Origin of the sequence: Paraburkholderia sp. JPY465 (assembly GCF_050436725.1) — a bacterium.
Classification (GTDB): Bacteria; Pseudomonadota; Gammaproteobacteria; order Burkholderiales; family Burkholderiaceae; genus Paraburkholderia; species Paraburkholderia youngii.
Genome location: NZ_JBNDMT010000006.1, coordinates 990721 through 1011725, shown reverse-complemented (window position 1 = coordinate 1011725; position 21005 = coordinate 990721). Strand labels below are relative to the sequence as shown.

The window sequence follows — 21005 nt, the reverse complement described above, 5'->3', positions numbered from 1 at the left end:
AGTATTCTGGGTGAAGGATGAGGACCTTGCCCCGCTACGGGGCAAAAATCTCATCGCTCGTTTGCGCGTGAATCCGGATCAGTTCCCGATTCCCTAAGCCGTTGGCCTAATCACGCTACCGCAGAGGTTGAATCTGCTATCAGAGCGCCAACTACGGATTCAACACCACCCACGCGTCCCCATCGACCGCAATCTTCACCGCATCGAGGCTCGCCCCCGCACACGGCCCCTCGATACAGCGTCCATCCTCGAAGCGAAACAACGCGCTGTGATGCGCGCACATCAACACCTGCGAGCGATAGCACAGCACATCGCCGGGTTCGAAATCGAGCGGCACCGAAAAATGCGGGCAACGGTTCGCGTAAGCCCACACCTGCTCGCCCCGCCGCACCACCACGACGGGCACGCCGGCGGCCGTTGCATCGACGACCCGCGCGCCGCCATCGGGCACGTCGGCAAGCGGACATAGCGGCGTTTCGTTCATCGCTCAGACTCGCCGTTCCGGATTGCCGAGGCTCCAGTCCCACGGGCGAATCTCGACGCAATCGAACAGCCCCGCCTGCATGTACGGATCGTTGCTGACGAACTCCATCACGTCGTCGATACGCTCCGCTTCGACGACCAGCAACGTGCCATTCATCGCATCGCATTGCGGCGCGAGCGTCGGACCGCCGAGGCGCACGAACACACCGCGATGCGTACCGCCGCGCAGCCACGTGCGATGCACCGGACGCACCCGTTCGCGCACTTCGCGCATGCCTGGCTTGTCGGTCGCGAATACCGCGAAAAAACGTGCCATTGCCATCAGCTCCGATCGAGAATGAAGTCGTAGCGCGCTTCGCGGAACGGTCCATCGAAACCGAAGCGGCGCGCGAGTTCGTGATCCGCGGGGCACTCGCGATAGTCGACCATCAGCGACGGCTTCACGCCGAACACCGCGTCCGAACCCAGATAAGGATCTTCGCGATCGAACACATGCGTGACGAGCGTACGATGCCCAGGCGCGTCGATCATGAAGTGCAGATGCGCGGGCCGCCACGGATGCCGTCCGGTCGCTTCGAGCATGCGGCCGACCGGGCCGTCGGTCGGAATCGGATAGCTGACCGGCACGATCGTCGAAATCGCATAGCGGCCTTCGGCGTCGGTGCGAAAACGGCCACGCAGATTGCCGTGCGGCTGCTCGGTGTCCTGCCCCGAGTACATGCCGTTCTCGGCGGTCTGCCAGACGTCCAGTACCGCGTTGGCAAGCGGTTCGCCGTCCGTCGACAGCACGCGCCCATGCACGAGCGCGGGCGTGCCCGGCGTGAACGCGATGTTCTCGCCATACGCGCGCTCGGGCATGCCGCGAATATAGAACGGCCCGAACACGGTGGTGTCGGTGGAGCCCGTCGCGAGCCGGTGATTGATCGCGTCGACCAGCATCGATACGCCGAGCGTATCCGACAGCAGAATGAATTCCTGGCGCACGAGGTCGTCGCACATCTTGCCGGTGTCGGTCAGAAAGCGGATGGCCGACATCCATTCGGCCTCGGTCGGCTCGACTTCGCGCACGAACGCATGCATGTGCCGCACGAGGCTTTGCATCAGCGTGCGCAGTCGATCGTCGGGCGTGCCGGCGAAGCTTGCTACCACCTGCTCGGTCAGGGCCTGCTCGGCCTCTTTGCTGTCTGTCGACATGTCTTCCTCCATCTATTGTTTGGGCGGCGCTGCGTTCTCCGGCGCCCAGACGGGTTCGGCACCCTGCCACGCCCGTTGCAGCAGCGCGCGGATCGCATCGCGTTCCACGGGACGCGGGTTCGCATACGGATTCTTGCACGCGAGATCGGCCGCTTCGTCGAGTCCCTGCTCGGGCATGCCGATCTGCGCGAGCGCCAGCGGAATGCCGAGCGCGCGGTTCAGTTCGAACAGCAGCGGACCCGCGTCGGCCGCGCGTTCGCCGCCGAGTGCGCGTGCGACGCGCGCGAGCGCAGCGGGCGCGGCGTCGTGGTTGTAGTGTGCCGTATGCGGCAGCATCGCCGCATGGGTTTGCGCATGCGGCAGGTTGAACGTGCCACCGAGCGTATGACAAAGCTTGTGATGCAGGGCCATGCCGACCGCGCCCAGACAGGTGCCCGCGAGCCACGCGCCGTACAGCGCGCCGCTGCGCGCGGCGGCATCGTCCGGTGCGCGCACGATCGCGGGCAGCGCTTCGCCGAGCGCGCGGATCGCTTCCTCGGCCATCAGGCTGATCACCGGGTTCGCGTCTTCCGCATACAACGCTTCGACCGCATGGGCCATCGCGTTGATACCCGACGCGGCGGAAATGCCCGCCGGCAACGACAACGTCAGCGACGGATCGTAGATCACCGTGCGTGGCAGCACGCGCATATCGCGTCCCGTGCGCTTCAGACGCCCTTCCGTGAGGCCGTAGATCGGCGTCATCTCGGAGCCCGCATAGGTGGTGGGCACGGCGATGATCGGCAGCGACGATTCGAGCGCGATCGCCTTGCCGAGGCCGACCGTCGAACCACCGCCCACCGCGACGCAGCAGTCGGCATCGAGCGCGGCCGCCGCATCGCGCGCCGCGCGAGCGACTTCGATCGGCACGTGCATCACGGCTTGCGCATGCACACCCGCCGCGCGCTTGCCGAGCACCTCCGCGACCCGCTCGGCCAGCGCGTGCTGCTCGGGTGTCGCCAGGATCAGCGCGCGCTTGGCTCCTAACCGTTCGACCTCCGCGGGCAGCGTCGCGAGCCCGCCCCATTCGAACACCACACGCGACGGCGTGCCCTGATAGATGAAGCGCTCCATGCGGCCCTCAGCGCTTGAAATGCGGCGGCACGTTGCCGTCGACGTTGACCCACACCGAGCGCGCTTCCGTGTAGTCGTGCATCGCCTCGAAGCCCATCTCGCGGCCATAGCCCGACTGTCCGACGCCGCCGAACGGGCTGCCCGGATTGACGCGCTTATAGCAGTTGACCCAGCACATGCCCGCATGGATTCGCGCGGCCATCGAATGCGCGCGCGACAGATCGCGCGTCCATAGCCCGCTGCCGAGGCCGTAGTCGGTGCCGTTGGCGATTGCGAGCGCTTCGTCGTCGGTACGGAAACGCAGCACCGTGACGAACGGGCCGAACACTTCCTCCTGCGCGACGCGGTCGTTCGGACTCGCGGCCTCGACGACGGTCGGGCGCACGTAGTAGCCGTTCGCAAGCGATGCATCGCTCGGTGCAGTGCCGCCGGTCAGCACGCGGCCGCCCTGCTGACGCGCGATGTCGACGAACGCGAGCACGCGTTCCTGATGCTGCTTCGAGGTGAGCGGCCCCATCTCGGTGTCGGCATCGAGCGGATCGCCGAGCCGGATCGACGACGCCAGCGACACGAAGCGCTCGAGGAACTGATCGGCGATGCGCTCGTGCAGGATCAGCCGCGAGCCCGCGATGCACGCCTGGCCCTGGTTGTGGAAGATCGCCCAGGCGGCGCCGTTGATCGCGGCATCGAGGTTCGCGTCGTCGAACACGATGTTCGCGCCCTTGCCGCCGAGTTCGAGCTGCACACGCTTCAGATTGCCCTGCGAGGCCTCGACGATGCGCCGCCCGGTCGCGGTCGATCCGGTGAACGCGATCTTGCCGACGCCCGGATGCTCGGCGAGCCGCTGCCCAGCCGTATGACCATAGCCCGCGACGATGTTGACGACGCCCTCGGGAAAACCGACCTCGGCCATCAGCTCGACGATGCGCAGCGTGGACAGCGGCGTGATCTCCGACGGCTTCAGCACGACCGTGTTGCCGGCCGCGAGTGCCGGTCCCATCTTCCAGCTCGTGAACATCAGCGGGAAATTCCACGGCACGATCTGCCCGACCACGCCGATCGGCGCGCGCTGCACGTAGTTCAGAAACCCCGCTTCGACCGGAATCACCGAGCCTTGCAGCTTGTCGGCCATGCCGCCGAAGTAGCGAAAGCATGCCGCCGTGCGCGGCACGTCGAGCGAGCGCGAATCGCGGATCGGGTGGCCGGTGTCCAGCGATTCGAGTTGCGCGAGTTCCTCGGCATTGGCCTCGATCGCGTCGGCGAGCTTCAGCAGCAGCCGGCCGCGTTCGGCGGCGGGCAGCGCGGCCCACTTCGGGAACGCGCGCGCGGCGGCAGCGACGGCCAGATCGACGTCGGCGGCGGTGGCCGCGGCGATCTGCGTGATCAGCGAGCCGTCGTGCGGATTGAGCACGTCGATCGTGCCGCCTTCGACGGCGTTAGTGAAGCGGCCGTCGATGAACAGTTGGGTTTGCATGAATGATCCTCGGTGAATGCGGGCGCGCGGCTCTTCAATCGAGCCTTCAGAAATCGACGGGGTACGGCTTCAGCTCGCCGCTTTCGTAACGCTTCGGCAGATTCGGCGTCGCGTTCTCCCACACGAGCAGCATCGAGCGCTTGGTCGAGTAACCCTGATGGCGGATGTCGGCCGGCATCGCGCAGATGTCTCCCGCACGCATCGTGATCCGCGCGCGCGGTGCGCCGGTGTTCTTGTCGCCGATGTCCCAGACGATTTCATCGGACAGTTGCAGGAACCACTCGACCCGATCGTTGCCGTGAAACACCGGCAGGATGTATTCCTCGGTGGTCGGGCAGAACAGGCTCTGGCCGCACACCGACGTAACCGACGGATTCCACGTGACGTCCGAGCGCGACAGATACTTGAACAGATTGAACGCGTGCAGCTGGCCCTCGAAGCCGGGCTCGACGTGCACCTCCGGATCGTCCTGCACGACGTCGGCGAACGCGCGGTTGACCGGCAGTTCGTCGCGCAGCGGCGAGTCGCCTTCGAGGCCCGGCATGCGGCGTGTCGCGATGCGCGTGCGCTCGATCGCGGCGTCGTTGTCGCCATGCTTGCGGCCGAACGCGGTGCCGGTTTCCTCGGGTGCCGCGAACGGGTCGAAGCCTTCGTTGGTCCAGTCGTGCAGGATCGCCTTGAAGGTCGCCATGATCGTGGGCGTCTCGAAGGTCTCCATGTAATCGACGCCCGCGTCCTTCATGATGCCGTTGAACGAGCCCGCATACACGTCCACCTTGCCGTAGTGATTGCGCGTGCCGAACACGTGGTCGAAGTTGACCCAGCCGTAGAAGAAGCCCCAGGCGACGTCGCGCATCATCGCGCGCAGGAACGCATCGGCCGGCACCGCGTGGGTGCGGGTCTGGCCTTTCGCGGGCCAGTTGATCTTGACGAAGTACTCGTCGCGCAGGAATTCGAACGCGCCGAGCGTAAAGCGGCGATAGCCGGTGATCGCGTCGGGTTCGCTGGCGCGCACGGTGTCGGCCGCGAAGCCGGCCGGGTGATCGAGGGTTTCGAGGGATGCCATGTCTTGTCTCCTAACGTGTGCGTATCAGTGCAGGCAGATATCGGCCCACTTCTCCACCGACAGTTCGCCGCGCATCGTTTGCACGAGCACGACGCCGGGCTTTTGCGCGCTGAAACGATATGCGCAGCCGGCCGGCAGCAAAGCCTGATGACCGCGACGCAGCACCACGTAACCCATCGCGCGGCCGGCAGGTTGCGCGCCCGCTGCGACGGTGCCCGCGCCACTCTTCGGCGGATTGTCGAGCTTGACGAAATCGATGCGTACTTCGCCGTCCATCAGGATCGCGAACTCGTCGTGTGCGCAGGCGAACCATTGCGATTGGCCTTCGGTGCGCAGCGCCTCGATCACGTAGTCGAGGTTCTTGCCGACTACGACCTTCTCGTAGGGCGCCGACTCGGAAGCGACTTCGAAGATGTTGGAAAACACGTAATGGCGCGCTTCGCCGCTCGTGATTTCGATTTCGCCTTTGCGGTAGCCGTCGAGCGAGCCAAAGACGGTGTGGAATGACTGGTCGGTCATTGCTGTCTCCTGTGTCGATCGGAGTTGGCGCTTTAGCTGTCGACCGGTGTTGGCGCTTAGCGCCTACTCCGGTCCCATGCAAAGCTCTTGCTCCGATCCCATGCAACGAAGTTGCGGTTGTTGAATCGGTCTTGTTGGAAGTAACTTTAGAAGCGCAACAGGATGGCAACAACCGGCGATCGGGCGATTACAGCATTTGCACTTTGCAAATAATCGCCGCGTGAATAGCCGCCTTACGTCACCCAGCCACGCTCGATCAGCGGCCGGTCCCACGCGGGTTCGGGTCCCAGGTACTCGGCCAGAAACTCGACCAGCGCTTTCACCTTGAGCGCCTGTCGTTGTGTCGCGGGATACACGGCCGCGAAATTCAGCGGCGACAGCGTGTAGTCGGTCAGAATCGGCACCAGCGAACCGTCGAGCAGCGCGGCGCTCGCGACCAGCGTCGGCAGGCAAACGACGCCGCCGCCGGTCAGCGCATAGTCGCGCAGCAGATGCACCGAGTTCGAACGGATCATGCCCGGCAGCTCCATTTCGACGACCTCGTCGCCATGCGCCATGGTCCAGCGATTGCGCGACGGATAGCCCGAATACAGCGCCGTGGTGTGTTGCAGCAAATCTCGCGGGTGTTGCGGCGCGCCATGCTCCTGCACATACGCGGGCGTCGCGCAGAACAGACGCCGCACTTTGAACAGCCGTCGCTCGATCAGCGATTCGGCGATCGGCGGAAAGATCTGGAAGGCGACGTCGAAGCCCTCTTCGATCGGATCGACCACCCGGTCGTTGACGATCACGTCGAGCTGGATGCCCGGATAGCGCCGGTTGAATTCCGCAAGCGGCGCGCCGAAGTGGCCGAGCGCGAAGCCCGGCAGCATCTGGATGCGCAAGCGGCCGGTCGGTGTCGCACGCAACTCGCGCATCTGGTCGGTCAGTTCGTTGACCCGCCCGACCACTTCCGCGCATTCGCGATAGAACGCCTCGCCCACCTCGGACAGTCGCACGACCCGCGTGCTGCGATGAAAGAGCGGCGCGTTGACGAACTTCTCCAGCTGCTGGATGCGCGTCGTGATCACCGAACTCGTCACGCCCAACTGCCGCGCCGCTTCGGCGAAGCTGCTCGTCTCGGCCACCCGTACGAAGGCCTCGATGCTCAGAAAACGGTCCATGCTGCGTCCTTGTCCACTCGTCCAGCCTGTCAGTGTATCTGGGCTGGGGCGCGTGAACGCGCCGCCCGGTCGGCGACAACGGACTCGTTGTCGCCGACCGGTTGCAGCGCATCATTCCGGTTGCTCGCTGGCCGGCAATTCGAGCGACGGCGCAAGCCTCTGACGGCGCACCCGGGCCGGCGCGGTTTCCTCGAGCAGCAGGCTCACGCCGATACCTAGCAGCACCGCGCAGATCGGCAGCCACAAGATGTTCTGAATGCCGAAGTGCGTCGCGACGAAGCCCGCCAATGCCGGTGCAATGCCGCCGCCGAAAATCTCGCCCGCGCCGACGACGATGCCGATCGACGTGGAGATCATGCCGATCGGCGCTGCTTCGGTCGCAACCGGACCGGACAGCAGCGACACGAGTCCGAGCGTGAAGAACGACGCGACGAACAACACCGCGAACAGCTGCACGGGCTGCGCGCCGAGTCCGCGGAACAGGTACAGCATCACCGCGGTGCCCGCAAAGCCGACGACGCTCGCGACGCGCCGCCCGGTCAGGTCCGACAGCCCCGGCAAACCGAACTGGCCGATGAAGCCGCCAAAGCCGATCGCCGAGACGACGACGCCCATGCGCTGCGTGTCGAGCGACAGATACTCGGTCAGATACAGCGGCAGCATCGCGCCGAGCACGAATACGCCGGTCATCGCGCAGAACAGCGCGGCCATCGCGATCAGGATGTTGCGGCTCTTCAGCACGTCGCGCCAATTGCCGCGTTGGGCCGGGCAGGTGGGCCGCTTTGGGGTAGCTTGCGGCGCGGCTTTCGGTTCGCGAATCACGAAGAACATAAGCACGCCGAGAATCAGCCCCGGCACCGACACCAGCGCGAACACCCAGCGCCACGTGACCACGCTGAGTAATTGCGTCGCGATGATCGGCGACAGCGCGAGGCCGAACAGCGCGAAGCCGCTTTGCTGCAAGCCGAGATTGAAACCGCGGCGCTTCGGATGCGACGCATCGGCGGTCGCGGCGAAGCTGGTCGGGCAGAACGAGCCTTCGGCGACGCCCATCAATGCGCGCACCGCGAGCAGGCTCATCAGGCCGCCGGCGAGTCCGGAGAAACCGGACAGCAGCGAGAAGGCCAGAATCGCCGGGATCAGCACCTTGCGGCGCCCGATCTTGTCGGAGATGCCGCCCATCAGCGCCGCGAAAATTCCCCACGACAAGCCGAGGATGCCGATGCAGTTGCCGACGTCCTGCGCGGTCAGATGCAGGTCCTTCATGATCGCCGGAAAGAGCGGCGCGATCAGCCACCGGTCGAGTCCCACGAGGCCGAAGCCGAGGGCCAGCAGCACGACGGCCTTCCATTCGTAGGCCACGTCCCAGTCGTTCGATTTCATCTTTGTCTCCATGTCTGCGTAGGCCGGCCGCTTGGCGCGCGCACGGCATTCGCTGGCGCAAGGGCGCGCCGCCGGGTTCGTCGAATTCAGCAACGGGTGTCGTGCCGCGCTTCGTCGATGCGGCAGCGACGCGGCCAAGATTGGCGCAACTGGGGCGGCTCAGGTACGGGACAAGCGCCGAATGCGGCATTCGTGAATCGCAAATAATCGCGATGCATAGCGCGGCAGCGAGTGTGGGCAAGGCCTGGCGATGAACGACGGCGGCGAATTGGATGCGCCTGAAAGCACCCCAGGAAAAGCCCGGGTAGACGCACGGGTGGGCCGCGGGCGGTTGGCGTTCCACCGGTTTGTTGCCCCGCGCTTTGCCGACCCGCAGGCACGTGCGCATCCGCCGCACGTCATCGCATCAGCCCGACGAGCCCCAGCGCGATCCCCGGCACCAGAATCACCGCGACCAGCGCGACGATATTGGCGACAGGGAACGGAATCGTGCCGCGAAAGATCGTGCGAATCGACAGATCGGGCAGCATCGTCTTCACCATGAACACGTTCATGCCGACCGGCGGGTGGATCATGCCGATCTCCATCATCATCGCGACGTAGATGCCGAACCAGATCATGTTCGCGCCGAGCGGCTGGACGATCGCAGCGAAGACGGGATCGTCAGCAGCATCATCGCAAGCGCTTCCATCAGCGAGCCGAGCGCGATGTAGATCATCGTGATCACCGCGATCACGCCAAGCAGCGTCAGATGCAATTCGTGGATCCGCGCGACGAGCGTCCCGGTCATCCCCGATAGCGTGATGTAGGAAACCGGGAATGACTAACCGCGCAGGCGCTCAATGGGCCAGACAGTTAGTAGCGTTTTGCCGCTGTGAGCCGGGCCGCGACGATCCGGCCATTCGCGCCCGATATACTCCCCTCAGCCAAGAACGTCTTTCAGCCACGGGCGGTCATTCGGATCATGAAAGCAACGGACCTCGAACAACGCATCCTCAAGCAGTCGCTGCTTTGCACCGTGATGATCGCCGGACTCGGCATCGCGGTCGGGATCCTGAGCGGCTCGCTGGCGATCATCTTCGACGGCATGTTCTCCGCGCTCGACGCCGCGATGTGCAGCCTGTCGTTGCTCGTCACCCGCCTGCTTCAACAGGAGAGCAGTCGACGCTTCCAGCACGGCTTCTGGCACATCGAGCCGCTCGTGCTCGTGTTCAACGGCAGCCTGCTGGCGGTGCTGTGCTTTTACGCTTTCGTCAACGCGGTCAAAGGCCTGCTCGACGGCGGCCACGAACTCGAATTCGGCTGGGGCGTCTTCTACGCGATGGTGGTCGCCGCGTTTTGCTTCTTCATGTTCTTGCGCGAGCGGCGCGTGAATCGCGTGATCGACTCCGAACTGATCGGCCTCGACATCAAGAGCTGGCTGATGTCGGCGTGCATCAGCTCGGCGCTGCTGCTGGCGTTTTCGATTGCATGGCTGCTCGAACATATCGGGCAAGGCCACCTGACGCCGTACATCGACCCCGGCGTGCTCGCCCTACTGACGCTCGTGCTGATCCCGATGCCGATCGGAACCGTGATCGGCGCGGTCAAGGAAGTGTTGCTGATTACGCCGCCGGATCTGGAGCAGGAGTTGCGCGACCTGATGCAACAACTGACCGCCGACTATGGCTTCGTCAAGCACTCGCACTATGCGACACGCGTCGGCCGAGGCCTGTTCGTCGAGGTGCACATCGTGTTGCCCGAGGCGATGGAGCAAGCCGGCGTGCGCCAGCTCGATCAGATCCGCGACAGGATCTCGCGCGCGATCGGTGAGTCGGGCCCGGACCGCTGGTTGACCGTCGCGTTTACGCGCGATCCGCGCTGGTTGTAACGACGCGTTGCGGCGTGCGTTCCCATTCCCGTTTCCAGCATGCGCACGCGATCAAAAACGCACAACGAATTTTGTGTGTTTCGCGGCTAGTCCCCGAATGGGTTGCCGGTGTCCTTCACCTCGGTACTGAGGTTGTATTCCGCGCGCATGGCCTTGAGTACGCCCTCGATGTCGCGCTCGAAGCCAATCGCATTGCCGAAGTGGGTCATGTTCCAGTTGCAGCCTGTCTTGTCAGCCTCTTGCAACTGCGGCCGCGGCACGCGAATCTTCACGCCATCGTCGACGATTTCCTGCAGTCGATGAATTCTCCGATTGACCTCCTGCTGAAGCTGCGAGGCGTTAAGCGTCTTGCGTATCATCCTGGGTCTCCTTCCGGTTGCTCGAGCCAGTCTAGCGCAAGTGAAGCGTTTCGCGACCGGCGCTGCAATGCTAGAAGCGCCGGCGCGCGCGCGAGTCTGGCGGCTTTAGACGACGCTAGTTGTGCGCCGCACCACACATCCGTCTATTTTCGCTGTCGCCCGCCTGAATTGTTTCCCCGATAGCCAGACCTGCGGATTCCGAGGAACATAGTCGTGCGCTGCAAGTTGCCAACGTGTAAAACCGGTGGGGGTAAGCATGGGACAACTCGACTTCAGCACCTTCGAACATGAAGGTTGGGAGCGGGTCGCGCAGGCCTATCATGAGTATTTCGGTGATTTGACCGCGCAGTCGAACCAGGCCATTCTCGAGACCCTTTGCATTCGTCGGGGTGCGCGTTTTCTCGACGTCGCATGCGGCCCTGGCTACCTCGCGGCGGCAGCCGCACTGTGCGGCGCGGATGTCGCCGGCGTCGATTTCTCGGTCGCGATGGTCGACAAGGCGAGACGCGTCTTTCCGCCACTCGAATTCCGCGTCGGCGACGCGGAGGATCTGCCATTTCCTGACGAAAGCTTCTCGGCCGTGGGGATCAGCTTCGGAATGTTGCACTTTGCGCATCCCGAGCGCGCACTCGCGGAGGCGCTTCGTGTACTTCGACCTGACGGCAGAATCGCCTTCACGGAATGGGCGACACCGAACAAGGCGGTGGGCTTCGAAATGGTGTTGAGGGCAATCGAGCAGCACGGGACGACCGATGTGCCCCTGCCGCCGGGACCAGCCCTGTTCCGGTTCAGCGATTGGCAGGAATCGAAGCACATGCTGCTCGAGGCCGGGTTCGTCCAACCCGAGATGCGGGAGTTGGACCTCACGCTCGTGCTTCATGCTCCCAATACACCTTTTCATGCACTCCTGCGTGGCGGCGTGCGGTTTTCCGCGTTGCTACATGCGCAGACGCCCGCCGCGCTGGCGGCTATCGAAAGGGCCGTCGCACGCGACGCAGAGGCATATCGCAGCGATAACGGGGACCTGCGGCTTCCGATGAGCTGCATTCTGGCCTCCGCGGTCAAGCCTTAGGGCGCTCGAAAAACCAGCGTTCACGTCCGACACTATTGCGTGACCCGAACTAGACCGTCGCGGCCAGCTTGAATTCATCGAACCGGGCAACTGGTGGCGGCAGTTCCCTGATTTCCAGGCGGTCCACCAGCGCTCCATGCGCACCGTCGACCAGCCAGTCGCAGATTCGCTCGAGCTCTTCAGCGCGCCCTTGCAACACCGCTTCGACCGAACCATCCATCCGGTTGCGCACCCAACCCGTGATCACTCGCGCCGTGGCCTCCTCGATGCAAGCCTGTCGGTAACCTACACCCTGCACACGACCGTAGACTCTCACCAGTCTGGTCCGCAAATCGGTATCGAACTGTGGTGTCATGGTGCACGCAACTCCAGGCTGGATAAGCGGCAGCGCGGTTGCCTCTCAACCGCCGCGCATCTCGTCGCTTTCGCCAGCCGAGTCTGTCGCCTCCCAATCCGCCTGCGTCGTTGCGGGTGGCGTCGCCGGCTGGACACGTGTCCACCACGCGGTATTTGCCGGTGCATGGAAGCGAAACTGCGTGCTCCATGCGGCCCAAAACTCCTGCTGCGCGGCTTGAGACGTCGGAAGAACAAAACCTAACTGCTCGGCGAGTGCCGGCAGATACAGGTCAAACGCCGATTTGACAACGTCGCCCCAGTTTCTTGCCGCAAGAATCGCCAGCCGATATGCGATTACCGCAATAGCGGCCGCAATCGCGGCATTCTGCAAAAGATCGGCTAACACGCAATTGCCGGCCAGCCCGTCCGCAAGCCAGATGTCGAGCGCCCGCACGAACGTAAAGATGGACGTAAATGAACCCAAAACGACGAGTCCGACCAGAAAGTCAACCGGAGCTCTCGCGTCCGCAATGATTGCTTGATAGTCCTTTGGGATGACGGCAAGAAGACGTGGCCATACGAATATGCTGTCGACCTTATAGACTTCGCTCGAGTACCCCTCGAATGCACGCAACGTGTTCCCAAAGGCCGTGGAAAGAACGAGGTTTTCATAGCGAGGGAAATCACGCGCGTTGCGCTCCTGAGTGCGATACAGCCTCGCCCTTACGGTGGCTCTGTTCACCTCGGCTTTTCTGTATTCCGACGATTCTATCGACGCTTTGAGTCGCTCGATCGTACTGTTCTCTGTCTCGAGTTCCGTACGGAGGCGTTCTATAAGGCGCAGCTGACGATTACGGCGGTCGCGCTCATCGCGCTTCCAGGCCTCACGATTGAATGGCCATTTGTATCCTTCGAGGACCTGATAAAACCAGTTGCTCAGTACCATCAAGATCAGCGATAGAACCCATATGATTATGAGGAAAGTAAACAAGCCGCCAACCTTTTCGCTGTCCGAGGTCGCTTTGTTCAGCAAATCGCCAAACACCGGGATATCCGCATTAGCTGCGAGAAAGCCTGTAAAGCCAAGCAGGGCTGGCAAAAAGAAGCCGAGGATAAATGCTTTGTCCAGCAGTTTCGATAGGCCCGAGAGCATCGGCGGTTATCCTTGGCAAGTTCAGCGACGCACTGGCGGCGGGTTGTCGTCATCGGGGTCTTGCTGCGACTGTCCCGGAAGACCTCCGAACTGAAGAGCCCGGTGAACGGCATTCAAATCAATGCTTGCCAGCTTGCTCGGCGGCGTTGCTGAGCCGGAGGTGTCTACCAGATGTTGATAAAGAAAATCGACAACCGCTCTGAGGGCATTGACGGCGCTCGCGTAATCATGTGCAGTCGCCAGGTCATGGACTTCTACGGCCCGCCTCATCACCAGTTCGCGTAGCGGCTCCGGTGCTGATTCATATTGGCGAGCAAACGCGGCGTTGCGCTTGATCTCTTCGAGCTGGTCGATCGCTCTCGACGCACTCCGGCGGGTCTGCCCCCTGGGCACATGCATGGCGGCCAGCCCGACTACTTTGGTCAGCAGTTCGACGATTTCCCGAGACGAGTTTTCTTTCATCTTGGTCCTCCAGGAAGGAGGCACCTTTGCCTCCCGGCCCCGCCCGGTCGTCAGCGTTCGAACCGTTACTCGATGTTAGTACAGCTGTTCGGTAGGAGGAAACAGTAAATCGTGTGCGCTTGCCGCACAGGCGTCGCGGCGGACTTCGCAATAAGTGAATTATCGCCAGGCTTGCTCGCCGCCGTCCCTCCCTGTCACAGGGTATTGCATGCATCGCCGCCAAGGTTGAAGCGCCCGATTCTCCGCAGGGACCTGTTGGTTCCGGACCGTCTCGGCCCCCTCAAAGTGTCTGGTGCGGCCCACCATCGAATCCGCGTTGCCGCTGTCGTGCGAGCAGCCGACGCGTATGCAGCCGGCCGGCCGGCCGCACGCTTGCCCGACAGACCGCTGCGTCGGCACAGCCTTTGCATGCAGAAGCTGCGTCAACCGGAGATAGCCATCATGCGATGTTTTGTGGACTTCGTTCCCAAGCAAGCGGTGCGCGGCAGCGTAGCCGCACTCGCTGCCGCCCTACTCATAACGGCATGCGGAACGGGCATTGCGGCATTCGCTGGACTGCTTCCGAAATCCGACGGGGTAGCGACTGCAGTGACTGCTACGCCGCTGGTCGAACTGCAGACCACGATGATGAATCTCATCGAATCCGGTTTCGAGGACCCTTCCGCCGCTTCTGATTGATGTTGGGCACGGTTCGGCCCCAACTCTGCTGCCATTGGTTATGCTTCTGTCTGTGTCTTGCGCCTACCGCGTACTGCACGAACATAGGAGCGAAACGTGGCAAGTATCGACTTCGAAAACCTCCGGCAGTTGTTTCCCGTCACCGACGATATTCCAGAGACCGCCCGCCTTGCGGAGCCGATTCATCAGCGGGTCTCGCTCGTCGATGGAGAACTGAAGGCATGGGATGGAAACTGCAAGACCGTGCTATCTCCGGTCTGCGTGCGACAAGCCTCGGGCGACGCTGAACAGCTCGTAATCGGCAGTTATCCGGTCATGGGTGAAGTCGAGAGCGACGCCGCGCTCGACGCGGCCGTGCGAGCCTACGACCACGGCCGCGGTGAGTGGCCAACGATGACTGTCGCGCAGCGCATCGGCTGCATGCAGGACTTCATTCGTCTGATGGCGGCCAGGCGCGATGAGATTGTGAATCTGATCATGTGGGAAATCGGCAAGAGCCTTGCCGATTCGCAAAAGGAGTTCGACCGCACCATCAGCTATATGCAAGACACGATCTCGGCGCTAAAGGAGCTGGACAATAGCAACTCGCGCTTTGTCATCGCCGAGGGCACCATCGGCCAGATTCGCCGCACACCGCTTGGCGTCGTACTGTGCATGGGGCCTTACAACTATCCGCTGAACGAGACGTTCGCGACGCTCATTCCCGCATTGCTGATGGGCAACACCGTCGTATTCAAGCCGCCCCAATACGGCACGCTGCTGTTCTTCCCGCTGCTCGAGGCATTCCGCTCCGCTTTTCCGAAAGGCGTCATCAACACGATTTATGCGCCGGGCGCGGTGGTCGTGCCACACATGCTCGCCTCGGGAAAGATCGACGTGCTTGCCCTGATCGGCTCGAGCAAGGTTGCAGACCATCTGAAGAAGCAGCACCCGAAGTCGCATCGGCTGCGCGCCGTTCTCGGCCTGGACGCCAAAAACGCCGCGATCGTGCTGGCTGACGCCGACATAGACCTCGCCGTGAAGGAGTGTCTGCTAGGTACGTTGTCGTTCAATGGTCAACGGTGCACGGCGCTCAAGATCTTGATGGTGCACCGCTCGATCGTCGATACGTTTCTTGAGCGTTTCAACGCAGCGCTCAAGAATCTGAAGGTCGGTATGCCGTGGGAAAAGGGTGTGTCCATTACACCGCTGCCCGGCATGCATCGCACAGCCTATATGACTCAGGCGATTGACGATGCGAAGGCGAAAGGTGCGGCGGTGGTGAATGAAGGTGGTGGCGTGTTCTGCAAAACGCTTTTCTATCCGGCCGTGGTGTACCCCGTCAAGGAAGGGATGATGCTCTATCGTGAAGAGCAGTTCGGACCGATCATCCCAGTCGTGCCGTTCGATGACATCGATACACCGCTCGAATATGTCATCACGTCGGACCACGGTCAGCAGGTCAGCATTTTCGGCACCGACGCCGCCCAGATCGGCTCGCTGGTCGACCCGCTCGTCAACCAGGTATGCCGTGTCAATCTCAACAGCCAGTGCCAGCGAGGTCCAGACGTCTTTCCGTTTGCGGGCCGCAAGGATTCGGCGGAAGGCACGCTATCGGTCACCGATGCGTTGCGCGCGTTCTCGATCCGGTCCATGGTCGCAGCCAAGGAGACCGACTCGAACAAGACGCTGCTCGACACGATGGTCACGAACCATACCTCGAAGTTCGTGAACACCGGTTTTATCTTTTAGCGCGCGAAGCGGGTCACTGCGCGTCCGGATGAGCCAGGCCCGCTTCCTCGATAACCTGCTCGTATTGTTCCACGCCGACTACGGCTCGGTACTCCTGCATCAGCCGGATGAGCGCCTGCGACGTCTTCGAGATCACGCCGTAGACTTCCAGTTGCTCAGCGTGCACCAGCGCCTGCCCCAAAGTTATGGCCACGTCAGTCTCCTTATTGCAGTTGAACAGCGAGCAAGTCGTTGGCGAACGCGGGCCGGGCGGAGGCGAACTCCATCAGGTCGACGAAGCCCTTGCTGACCGCAAACTCATGCAGCGCATCATTGCCGCTGTCAGCCTTGATGCGACCGTAGCTTTCGACCATTTTCAGGTCCGTAATCAAGTACATCATCTCAACCTCTTTCTGCCGGGAATGCCCCGAGTTGTTACGTGCGTAGTACGTGCGTAGCGCGGCGAAAAGGTGCACTCCGCCGCGCCGTTTTCCTGTCCTGCTATGGTTGGAAGCGTAGGTCGCGTCGCTTAATTCAAGCTTAAACAATGCCAGGTAGAACGCTACCTCGCGATGAAGCGAGACCAGGACAACTACATGCAGAAGCCGTCGCGACGTCCCATTGACGCGCCAATCAAAAAAAATGCCATCCAGTCGCTCAACTGAACGGCATTACCGCTTCGGCGGCGTTTTCTTTTCCCAGTCACGGGATCACTAATCCCAGCCGAAAATGGCGAGGGTGGATTCCCCTTCCCGGATGCGACGCATCTGATCTGCTTCCCTGGCCTCACGAGCTTGCGCAGCGGCAATCACTTCAGCAACACGGGCTACCGGAATCGCGACCACACCGTTTTCATCAGCGACGATAAGTTCACCGGCTTCAGCCGTCACTCGCCGCCGCGACGCAACGACCGGATTGCATCGTCGGGCTTCACCTCTTCAATCCCGCCAACGTGATGCGGCTCACCGAGGTGCCCCGCACATCGTCGACATTGATTGGAGACACAGAACGCCGCGCGCAGCCTCGCCTCATTGATCGGCAAGGTTGCGATCGTCGTTGTCGCGTCCGAGGCGGCGGCGGATCCACGCCGCACATTGCCGATGCTCCCCGCGGTGCATAGGCGAATGAGCGAAACGGTCGCGGCGGGCGTCCGCCACTTCCGCGAATTCGACGGCGCGCTCGTAGCGACGGCGGTTTATACCTGGTCACGGCGACTCTTCGACCGCGTAACGCGACCTGGCCGGCTTGGCAACAATGCCGATGGTTGGCCGTTGGAGGACATAAGGTAACAGCGACTGCTCGACCATTGGATGACGGCAGGTTCGCGTTTCCGTGGACCTCTCGACGCACAGTTTATTAATAATCAAACATTGAACGCGACCTAATGTTTGATTTTTTCGTCGAACACCACCGTGACGATCGACGACAATCCTTACGAGCGCGCTCTTGAGCTTGCCGACCCTGTCATGGACAAAGCAGACCTGTTTGGGGTGGCAATTCAGACGTTTGTTCGCGTTCAGGCTGGTAAGCGCCTGGCGGTCCCAGGTAGTGCGGCTCCTGGTAGACCCGACATCCCGCGGCGCAGAGCGGAGCCAGCGGCCAATGAGCGTCCTCATTGATACGTCTGTATGGGTCGATCATTTCCGTCTCAGCAATCCGAGACTTGTTCAACTGATAGTCACGATGTCAACGACAAGCCAGTGCACGAATATGCGGCAACGAATGAACCGCTCACGCGCTTTCCGCTGCTGCGAAGCGTATCGGTGAACATGACGTCGATGGAGTAATCCAACCTGACCATCGGCGTGTCCCGATCCGGAACTGTCTTTTGTTCGCGCCCATCGACACCTCCCGAACCAGTTCGGTCGATACAAGCCGGAGTGGAAGTTCCTCGTCAAGGCGAGAGTAGTCCAGGAGATGCGATCGCGTATCGCGCGTTCCTGCGCCACCCGTCGCCGCGCCGATCCCCGTATGGGATATGCAAACCCATGCGTGAACGATGTCAGCAACCGGGGTCGAGGAAAATCGATCAGTCTGCGAAGAACTCGAGCACCATACGGTTGAACTTCTCCGCATGCTCCCACTGGGCCCAGTGGCCACAGCGGTTGAATACGTGCAGTTCGGCGTTGGGCATACCCCACAACAGGCGCAGGCCAATATCGTACGGCACGAAGCGGTCGTCGCGGCCCCAGATGATCATCGCGAGCGCCTTGATTTCACCGAGGCGCGGACCGTAGTCGCTGAACTGCTTCGGATTCGCAGCCAGACTCTTGACCCAGTTCTCGAGGTGATCGCGGCGCGACAGCATGTTGTCCACGCGCAGCTGCAGCAGTTCGTCGGTCAGCGAGCTCGGATCAAACACGAAGATGTTCATCATGCGCTTGACGTTCTCGAGCGTCGGCTCGCGGTAGACATGATTCAGCAGCTTGATGCCTTCGGTCGGCATCGGCACGAACTGGCTCGGGCCGCCGGTGCCTCCGCCCATCAGCACGAGCTTGCCGACGCGTGACGCATTCTCCAGCGCAAACGCCGTGGCGCTGTGGCCTCCCATCGAGTTGCCGATCAGATGCGCGCGCTCGACGCCCAGGTGGTCGAGCAGGCCCTTGACGATGCGGCCGTTGAAGTCCGAGCGCGAACCCTTGGTGTTCACGAACCCATCGCTCCTGCCCCAGCCCGGGAAGTCGAGCAGGATCACGCGATAGCCGGCCGCCGCGAGCGGCTCGATGTTGCGGTGGAAGTTGGCCCAGCCGGTCGCGCCCGGGCCCGAGCCATGCAGCATCATCACGACTTGGCCCTCGGCCGGGCCCGCGTCGTTGTAATGCACCTTGTAATCGGTCTCGCCGTCGCGAATCGTCGCAAAGCGGCTGGTATTGGCTTCAGTGTAAGTAGCACTCATGTGCGAATTCCTTGCGTGATTGTTCGATCGGAATATGGGGCAGACGAGCGCATGCAGCGCCGGCCTGCCCCTTGTCTCACTGCCGCTTGAGCAGATCGAGCGCGACGTCGACGATCATGTCTTCCTGACCGCCGACCATGCGGCGCTTGCCCAGTTCGACCAGAATGTCGACGGTCTTCAGGCCGTACTTCTTCGCGGCCACTTCCGAATGACGCAGGAAGCTCGAATACACGCCCGCATAACCGAGCGCGAGCGTTTCGCGATCGACGCGCACCGGGCGGTCCTGCAGCGGACGCACGATGTCGTCGGCGGCGTCCATCAACGTGTAGAGATCGGTGCCGTGATTCCAGCCCATGCGCTCCGCTGCCGCGATGAACACTTCGAGCGGCGCGTTGCCCGCGCCCGCGCCCATTCCCGCAAGTGAGGCATCGATCCGGTCGCAACCTTCTTCCACTGCGACGATCGAGTTCGCCACGCCCAGCGACAGGTTGTGGTGCGCGTGCATGCCGGTCTGCGTTTCGGGTTTCAGCACGGCCTTCACCGCGCGGAAGCGATCGCGCACGTCATTCATCGTCAGTGCGCCACCCGAATCGACCACGTAGATCGTGGTCGCGCCGTAGCTTTCCATCTTCTTCGCTTCGACTGCCAGGTTCTCTGGCGTGGTCATGTGGCTCATCATCAGGAAGCCGACGGTGTCCATGCCGAGTTCGCGTGCGTATTCGATGTGCTGCTTCGAGATGTCGGCTTCCGTGCAGTGCGTCGCCACGCGCACCACGCGCGCGCCCGCGTTGTACGCGGCCTTCAGGTCGTGAATCGTGCCGATCCCGGGCAGCAGCAGCGTCGCGATCTTCGCGTGCGAGATCACGTCGGCCACCGCCTCGATCCATTCGAGGTCGCTATGCGCGCCGAAGCCATAGTTGAAGCTCGAACCCTGCAGGCCGTCGCCGTGCGCGACTTCGATCGAATCGACCTTGGCCTTGTCGAGCGCCCGTGCGATGTCCTGCACGTTCTGGATCGAGTACTGGTGACGGATCGCGTGGCTGCCATCGCGCAGCGTCACGTCGGAGATATAGAGTTTCTTGCTCATGTGCGTTGTCCTTTATGCGGCGACGACCGAACTTGCGATGCGCTCCGCGGTGGCGAGCGCCGCCGAGGTCATGATGTCGAGGTTGCCCGCGTAGGCCGGCAGATAGTGCGCAGCGCCTTCCACCTCGAGGAAGACCGAGGTCTTCACGCCACTGAACCTGCCGAGGCCCGGGATGTTGAACGGCGCGCTCTCCGGAATCACGTCGAACTGCACCTTCTGCTTCAGGCGATAGCCCGGTACATATGCGTTGACGGCCTTGGCCATTTCCTCGACTGAGGCTTCGATCTTCGCCTGATCGGCGGCTTCCGAGAGCACGTACACGGTGTCGCGCATCATGACCGGCGGTTCGGCCGGGTTCAGCACGATGATCGCCTTGCCCTTAGCGGCACCGCCGACGGCTTCAATCGCCTTCGAGGTCGTTTCCGTGAATTCGTCGATGTTCGCGCGGGTGCCCGGGCCCGCCGACTTGCTGCTAATCGACGCGACGATTTCCGCGTAGTGGACCTTCGCGACGCGCGAGACGGCCGCCACCATCGGGATCGTGGCCTGGCCGCCGCAGGTGACCATGTTCACGTTCAGCGCGGCGAGCTGCGCGTCCAGGTTCACGACCGGCACGCAGTACGGGCCGATCGCGGCGGGCGTGAGGTCGATCACGCGGATGCCGGGCTTGTGCTGGCGCAGGAACGCGTCGTTCCTGATGTGTGCGCCGGCCGATGTCGCGTCGAACACGACGTCGATCTCCTTGAACACGGGCAGGTTCACGAGCCCCTGCACGCCTTCGTGCGTGGTTGCCACGCCGAGGCGCGCGGCCCGCGCGAGACCATCCGAGTTCGGGTCGATGCCGACCATTGCACCCATTTCCAGATGCTTGCCATGCCGCATGATCTTGATCATGAGGTCGGTGCCGATGTTGCCCGAGCCGATGATCGCCGCCTTGAGTTTTGCCGAAGCCATGTCGATTTCCTGATGAATTGAGTGCTCAGTGTG

Annotated in this window: 27 protein-coding genes; 6 read left to right on the top strand and 21 right to left on the bottom strand. The window is 62.6% G+C overall.

The window, feature by feature from the left end; translation table 11 throughout:
- Positions 1-151: 151 nt before the first annotated feature.
- The 11 genes from QFZ94_RS38010 to QFZ94_RS37960 all read right to left on the bottom strand — a co-directional run bounded on the left by QFZ94_RS38010 (position 152) and on the right by QFZ94_RS37960 (position 9185).
- A complete protein-coding gene (locus QFZ94_RS38010) occupies positions 152-484 on the bottom strand; it encodes a Rieske (2Fe-2S) protein (RefSeq protein ID WP_368582521.1) in 333 nt (110 codons plus the stop codon).
- Positions 485-487: 3 nt separating this feature from the next.
- Positions 488-799, bottom strand: coding sequence for a YciI family protein (locus QFZ94_RS38005; RefSeq protein WP_368597967.1), 312 nt, complete (start codon positions 797-799; stop codon positions 488-490).
- Between the two features lie 5 nt (positions 800-804).
- Positions 805-1677 (bottom strand): intradiol ring-cleavage dioxygenase, encoded by an 873-nt coding sequence (locus QFZ94_RS38000; protein ID WP_429463069.1) that lies wholly within the window; start codon positions 1675-1677, stop codon positions 805-807.
- Positions 1678-1689: 12 nt separating this feature from the next.
- Entirely contained in the window at positions 1690-2790 is a 1101-nt protein-coding gene (locus QFZ94_RS37995) for a maleylacetate reductase (RefSeq protein ID WP_429463068.1), read from the bottom strand.
- Positions 2791-2797: 7 nt separating this feature from the next.
- Positions 2798-4264 (bottom strand): aldehyde dehydrogenase family protein, encoded by a 1467-nt coding sequence (locus QFZ94_RS37990; RefSeq protein ID WP_429463067.1) that lies wholly within the window; start codon positions 4262-4264, stop codon positions 2798-2800.
- Between the two features lie 46 nt (positions 4265-4310).
- Entirely contained in the window at positions 4311-5330 is a 1020-nt protein-coding gene (locus tag QFZ94_RS37985) for a hydroxyquinol 1,2-dioxygenase (protein ID WP_410850989.1), read from the bottom strand.
- Positions 5331-5354: 24 nt separating this feature from the next.
- On the bottom strand, positions 5355-5849 hold the full coding sequence (locus tag QFZ94_RS37980; protein WP_410850990.1) for a hydroxyquinol 1,2-dioxygenase: 495 nt from the start codon (positions 5847-5849) through the stop codon (positions 5355-5357).
- 233 nt (positions 5850-6082) lie between these two features.
- Positions 6083-7012, bottom strand: a complete 930-nt coding sequence (locus tag QFZ94_RS37975) for a LysR substrate-binding domain-containing protein (protein ID WP_429463066.1) — start codon at positions 7010-7012, stop codon at positions 6083-6085.
- A gap of 111 nt (positions 7013-7123) precedes the next feature.
- Complete coding sequence (locus QFZ94_RS37970; RefSeq protein ID WP_429463065.1) at positions 7124-8395, bottom strand: MFS transporter; 1272 nt, start codon at positions 8393-8395, stop codon at positions 7124-7126.
- 398 nt (positions 8396-8793) lie between these two features.
- On the bottom strand, positions 8794-9015 hold the full coding sequence (locus tag QFZ94_RS37965) for a TRAP transporter large permease subunit (RefSeq protein WP_429463064.1): 222 nt from the start codon (positions 9013-9015) through the stop codon (positions 8794-8796).
- Positions 9012-9185 carry a hypothetical protein gene (locus QFZ94_RS37960; protein ID WP_429463063.1) on the bottom strand — a complete coding sequence of 58 codons (174 nt, stop codon included), beginning with the start codon at positions 9183-9185 and terminating at the stop codon, positions 9012-9014. The genes QFZ94_RS37965 and QFZ94_RS37960 overlap by 4 nt, the downstream gene beginning before the upstream one ends.
- A 174-nt stretch (positions 9186-9359) precedes the next feature.
- On the opposite strand from QFZ94_RS37960, the gene QFZ94_RS37955 reads away from it, so the two are divergent.
- Positions 9360-10265, top strand: coding sequence for a cation diffusion facilitator family transporter (locus QFZ94_RS37955; protein WP_429463062.1), 906 nt, complete (start codon positions 9360-9362; stop codon positions 10263-10265).
- Between the two features lie 86 nt (positions 10266-10351).
- On the opposite strand, the gene QFZ94_RS37950 is transcribed toward QFZ94_RS37955, so the two are convergent.
- Positions 10352-10624: a hypothetical protein gene (locus QFZ94_RS37950; protein WP_013093856.1), complete on the bottom strand. Its 273-nt coding sequence runs from the start codon at positions 10622-10624 to the stop codon at positions 10352-10354.
- A 256-nt stretch (positions 10625-10880) separates the two neighbouring features.
- Here QFZ94_RS37950 and QFZ94_RS37945 point away from each other — a divergent pair, with 256 nt between their 5' ends.
- A complete protein-coding gene (locus QFZ94_RS37945) occupies positions 10881-11696 on the top strand; it encodes a class I SAM-dependent methyltransferase (protein ID WP_429463061.1) in 816 nt (271 codons plus the stop codon).
- A 49-nt stretch (positions 11697-11745) separates the two neighbouring features.
- Here QFZ94_RS37945 and QFZ94_RS37940 read toward each other — a convergent pair whose 3' ends face one another.
- From QFZ94_RS37940 to QFZ94_RS37930, 3 genes are read right to left on the bottom strand one after another with little or no spacing between them, the layout of a single operon-like run.
- Complete coding sequence (locus tag QFZ94_RS37940) at positions 11746-12051, bottom strand: acylphosphatase (protein ID WP_429463060.1); 306 nt, start codon at positions 12049-12051, stop codon at positions 11746-11748.
- 45 nt (positions 12052-12096) lie between these two features.
- Entirely contained in the window at positions 12097-13185 is a 1089-nt protein-coding gene (locus tag QFZ94_RS37935; protein WP_368582534.1) for a hypothetical protein, read from the bottom strand.
- 21 nt (positions 13186-13206) lie between these two features.
- Positions 13207-13647, bottom strand: coding sequence for a hypothetical protein (locus QFZ94_RS37930; RefSeq protein WP_410850996.1), 441 nt, complete (start codon positions 13645-13647; stop codon positions 13207-13209).
- Positions 13648-14055: 408 nt separating this feature from the next.
- Here QFZ94_RS37930 and QFZ94_RS37925 point away from each other — a divergent pair, with 408 nt between their 5' ends.
- Both QFZ94_RS37925 and QFZ94_RS37920 read left to right on the top strand, forming a co-directional pair.
- The gene (locus QFZ94_RS37925) at positions 14056-14325 is read left to right on the top strand and encodes a hypothetical protein (RefSeq protein ID WP_429463059.1); all 270 of its coding nucleotides are present in this window, start codon (positions 14056-14058) and stop codon (positions 14323-14325) included.
- A gap of 96 nt (positions 14326-14421) precedes the next feature.
- Positions 14422-16056 carry an NADP-dependent glyceraldehyde-3-phosphate dehydrogenase gene (locus QFZ94_RS37920; RefSeq protein ID WP_368582537.1) on the top strand — a complete coding sequence of 545 codons (1635 nt, stop codon included), beginning with the start codon at positions 14422-14424 and terminating at the stop codon, positions 16054-16056.
- 13 nt (positions 16057-16069) lie between these two features.
- Here the strand turns inward: QFZ94_RS37920 and QFZ94_RS37915 are convergent, their stop codons facing one another.
- The 3 genes from QFZ94_RS37915 to QFZ94_RS37905 form a co-directional block, all read right to left on the bottom strand.
- Positions 16070-16249, bottom strand: a complete 180-nt coding sequence (locus QFZ94_RS37915; RefSeq protein ID WP_368582538.1) for a hypothetical protein — start codon at positions 16247-16249, stop codon at positions 16070-16072.
- A gap of 10 nt (positions 16250-16259) precedes the next feature.
- Complete coding sequence (locus QFZ94_RS37910; RefSeq protein WP_429463058.1) at positions 16260-16583, bottom strand: hypothetical protein; 324 nt, start codon at positions 16581-16583, stop codon at positions 16260-16262.
- A gap of 165 nt (positions 16584-16748) precedes the next feature.
- Positions 16749-16925 carry a hypothetical protein gene (locus QFZ94_RS37905; RefSeq protein WP_429463057.1) on the bottom strand — a complete coding sequence of 59 codons (177 nt, stop codon included), beginning with the start codon at positions 16923-16925 and terminating at the stop codon, positions 16749-16751.
- 105 nt (positions 16926-17030) lie between these two features.
- Between QFZ94_RS37905 and QFZ94_RS37900 the strand changes: the two genes are divergently transcribed.
- Positions 17031-17324, top strand: a complete 294-nt coding sequence (locus tag QFZ94_RS37900) for a hypothetical protein (protein WP_429463056.1) — start codon at positions 17031-17033, stop codon at positions 17322-17324.
- A 102-nt stretch (positions 17325-17426) separates the two neighbouring features.
- A complete protein-coding gene (locus QFZ94_RS37895; protein ID WP_429463662.1) occupies positions 17427-17654 on the top strand; it encodes a type II toxin-antitoxin system VapB family antitoxin in 228 nt (75 codons plus the stop codon).
- A 410-nt stretch (positions 17655-18064) separates the two neighbouring features.
- Here QFZ94_RS37895 and QFZ94_RS37890 read toward each other — a convergent pair whose 3' ends face one another.
- From QFZ94_RS37890 to QFZ94_RS37880, 3 genes are all read right to left on the bottom strand, one after another.
- Positions 18065-18931: an alpha/beta fold hydrolase gene (locus QFZ94_RS37890; protein ID WP_429463055.1), complete on the bottom strand. Its 867-nt coding sequence runs from the start codon at positions 18929-18931 to the stop codon at positions 18065-18067.
- Positions 18932-19007: 76 nt separating this feature from the next.
- Entirely contained in the window at positions 19008-20018 is a 1011-nt protein-coding gene (gene dmpG, locus QFZ94_RS37885; RefSeq protein ID WP_429463054.1) for a 4-hydroxy-2-oxovalerate aldolase, read from the bottom strand.
- Between the two features lie 12 nt (positions 20019-20030).
- Complete coding sequence (locus QFZ94_RS37880; RefSeq protein WP_429463053.1) at positions 20031-20972, bottom strand: acetaldehyde dehydrogenase (acetylating); 942 nt, start codon at positions 20970-20972, stop codon at positions 20031-20033.
- Positions 20973-21005 lie beyond the last annotated feature (33 nt).

Excerpts from the sequence above, each read along its gene's own strand:
- QFZ94_RS38000 (WP_429463069.1), bottom strand. The coding sequence starts at position 1,677 with ATGTCGACAGACAGCAAAGAGGCCGAGCAGGCCCTGACCGAGCAGGTG.
- QFZ94_RS37995 (WP_429463068.1), bottom strand. The coding sequence starts at position 2,790 with ATGGAGCGCTTCATCTATCAGGGCACGCCGTCGCGTGTGGTGTTCGAA.
- QFZ94_RS37890 (WP_429463055.1), bottom strand. The coding sequence starts at position 18,931 with ATGAGTGCTACTTACACTGAAGCCAATACCAGCCGCTTTGCGACGATT.
- QFZ94_RS37980 (WP_410850990.1), bottom strand. The coding sequence starts at position 5,849 with ATGACCGACCAGTCATTCCACACCGTCTTTGGCTCGCTCGACGGCTAC.
- dmpG (WP_429463054.1), bottom strand. The coding sequence starts at position 20,018 with ATGAGCAAGAAACTCTATATCTCCGACGTGACGCTGCGCGATGGCAGC.
- QFZ94_RS37950 (WP_013093856.1), bottom strand. The coding sequence starts at position 10,624 with ATGATACGCAAGACGCTTAACGCCTCGCAGCTTCAGCAGGAGGTCAAT.
- QFZ94_RS37955 (WP_429463062.1), top strand. The coding sequence starts at position 9,360 with ATGAAAGCAACGGACCTCGAACAACGCATCCTCAAGCAGTCGCTGCTT.
- QFZ94_RS37960 (WP_429463063.1), bottom strand. The coding sequence starts at position 9,185 with ATGACCGGGACGCTCGTCGCGCGGATCCACGAATTGCATCTGACGCTG.
- QFZ94_RS37945 (WP_429463061.1), top strand. The coding sequence starts at position 10,881 with ATGGGACAACTCGACTTCAGCACCTTCGAACATGAAGGTTGGGAGCGG.
- QFZ94_RS37990 (WP_429463067.1), bottom strand. The coding sequence starts at position 4,264 with ATGCAAACCCAACTGTTCATCGACGGCCGCTTCACTAACGCCGTCGAA.
- QFZ94_RS37970 (WP_429463065.1), bottom strand. The coding sequence starts at position 8,395 with ATGAAATCGAACGACTGGGACGTGGCCTACGAATGGAAGGCCGTCGTG.
- QFZ94_RS38010 (WP_368582521.1), bottom strand. The coding sequence starts at position 484 with ATGAACGAAACGCCGCTATGTCCGCTTGCCGACGTGCCCGATGGCGGC.
- QFZ94_RS37880 (WP_429463053.1), bottom strand. The coding sequence starts at position 20,972 with ATGGCTTCGGCAAAACTCAAGGCGGCGATCATCGGCTCGGGCAACATC.
- QFZ94_RS37930 (WP_410850996.1), bottom strand. The coding sequence starts at position 13,647 with ATGAAAGAAAACTCGTCTCGGGAAATCGTCGAACTGCTGACCAAAGTA.
- QFZ94_RS37985 (WP_410850989.1), bottom strand. The coding sequence starts at position 5,330 with ATGGCATCCCTCGAAACCCTCGATCACCCGGCCGGCTTCGCGGCCGAC.
- QFZ94_RS37935 (WP_368582534.1), bottom strand. The coding sequence starts at position 13,185 with ATGCTCTCGGGCCTATCGAAACTGCTGGACAAAGCATTTATCCTCGGC.
- QFZ94_RS37965 (WP_429463064.1), bottom strand. The coding sequence starts at position 9,015 with ATGATCTGGTTCGGCATCTACGTCGCGATGATGATGGAGATCGGCATG.
- QFZ94_RS37925 (WP_429463059.1), top strand. The coding sequence starts at position 14,056 with ATGCAGAAGCTGCGTCAACCGGAGATAGCCATCATGCGATGTTTTGTG.
- QFZ94_RS38005 (WP_368597967.1), bottom strand. The coding sequence starts at position 799 with ATGGCACGTTTTTTCGCGGTATTCGCGACCGACAAGCCAGGCATGCGC.
- QFZ94_RS37940 (WP_429463060.1), bottom strand. The coding sequence starts at position 12,051 with ATGACACCACAGTTCGATACCGATTTGCGGACCAGACTGGTGAGAGTC.
- QFZ94_RS37975 (WP_429463066.1), bottom strand. The coding sequence starts at position 7,012 with ATGGACCGTTTTCTGAGCATCGAGGCCTTCGTACGGGTGGCCGAGACG.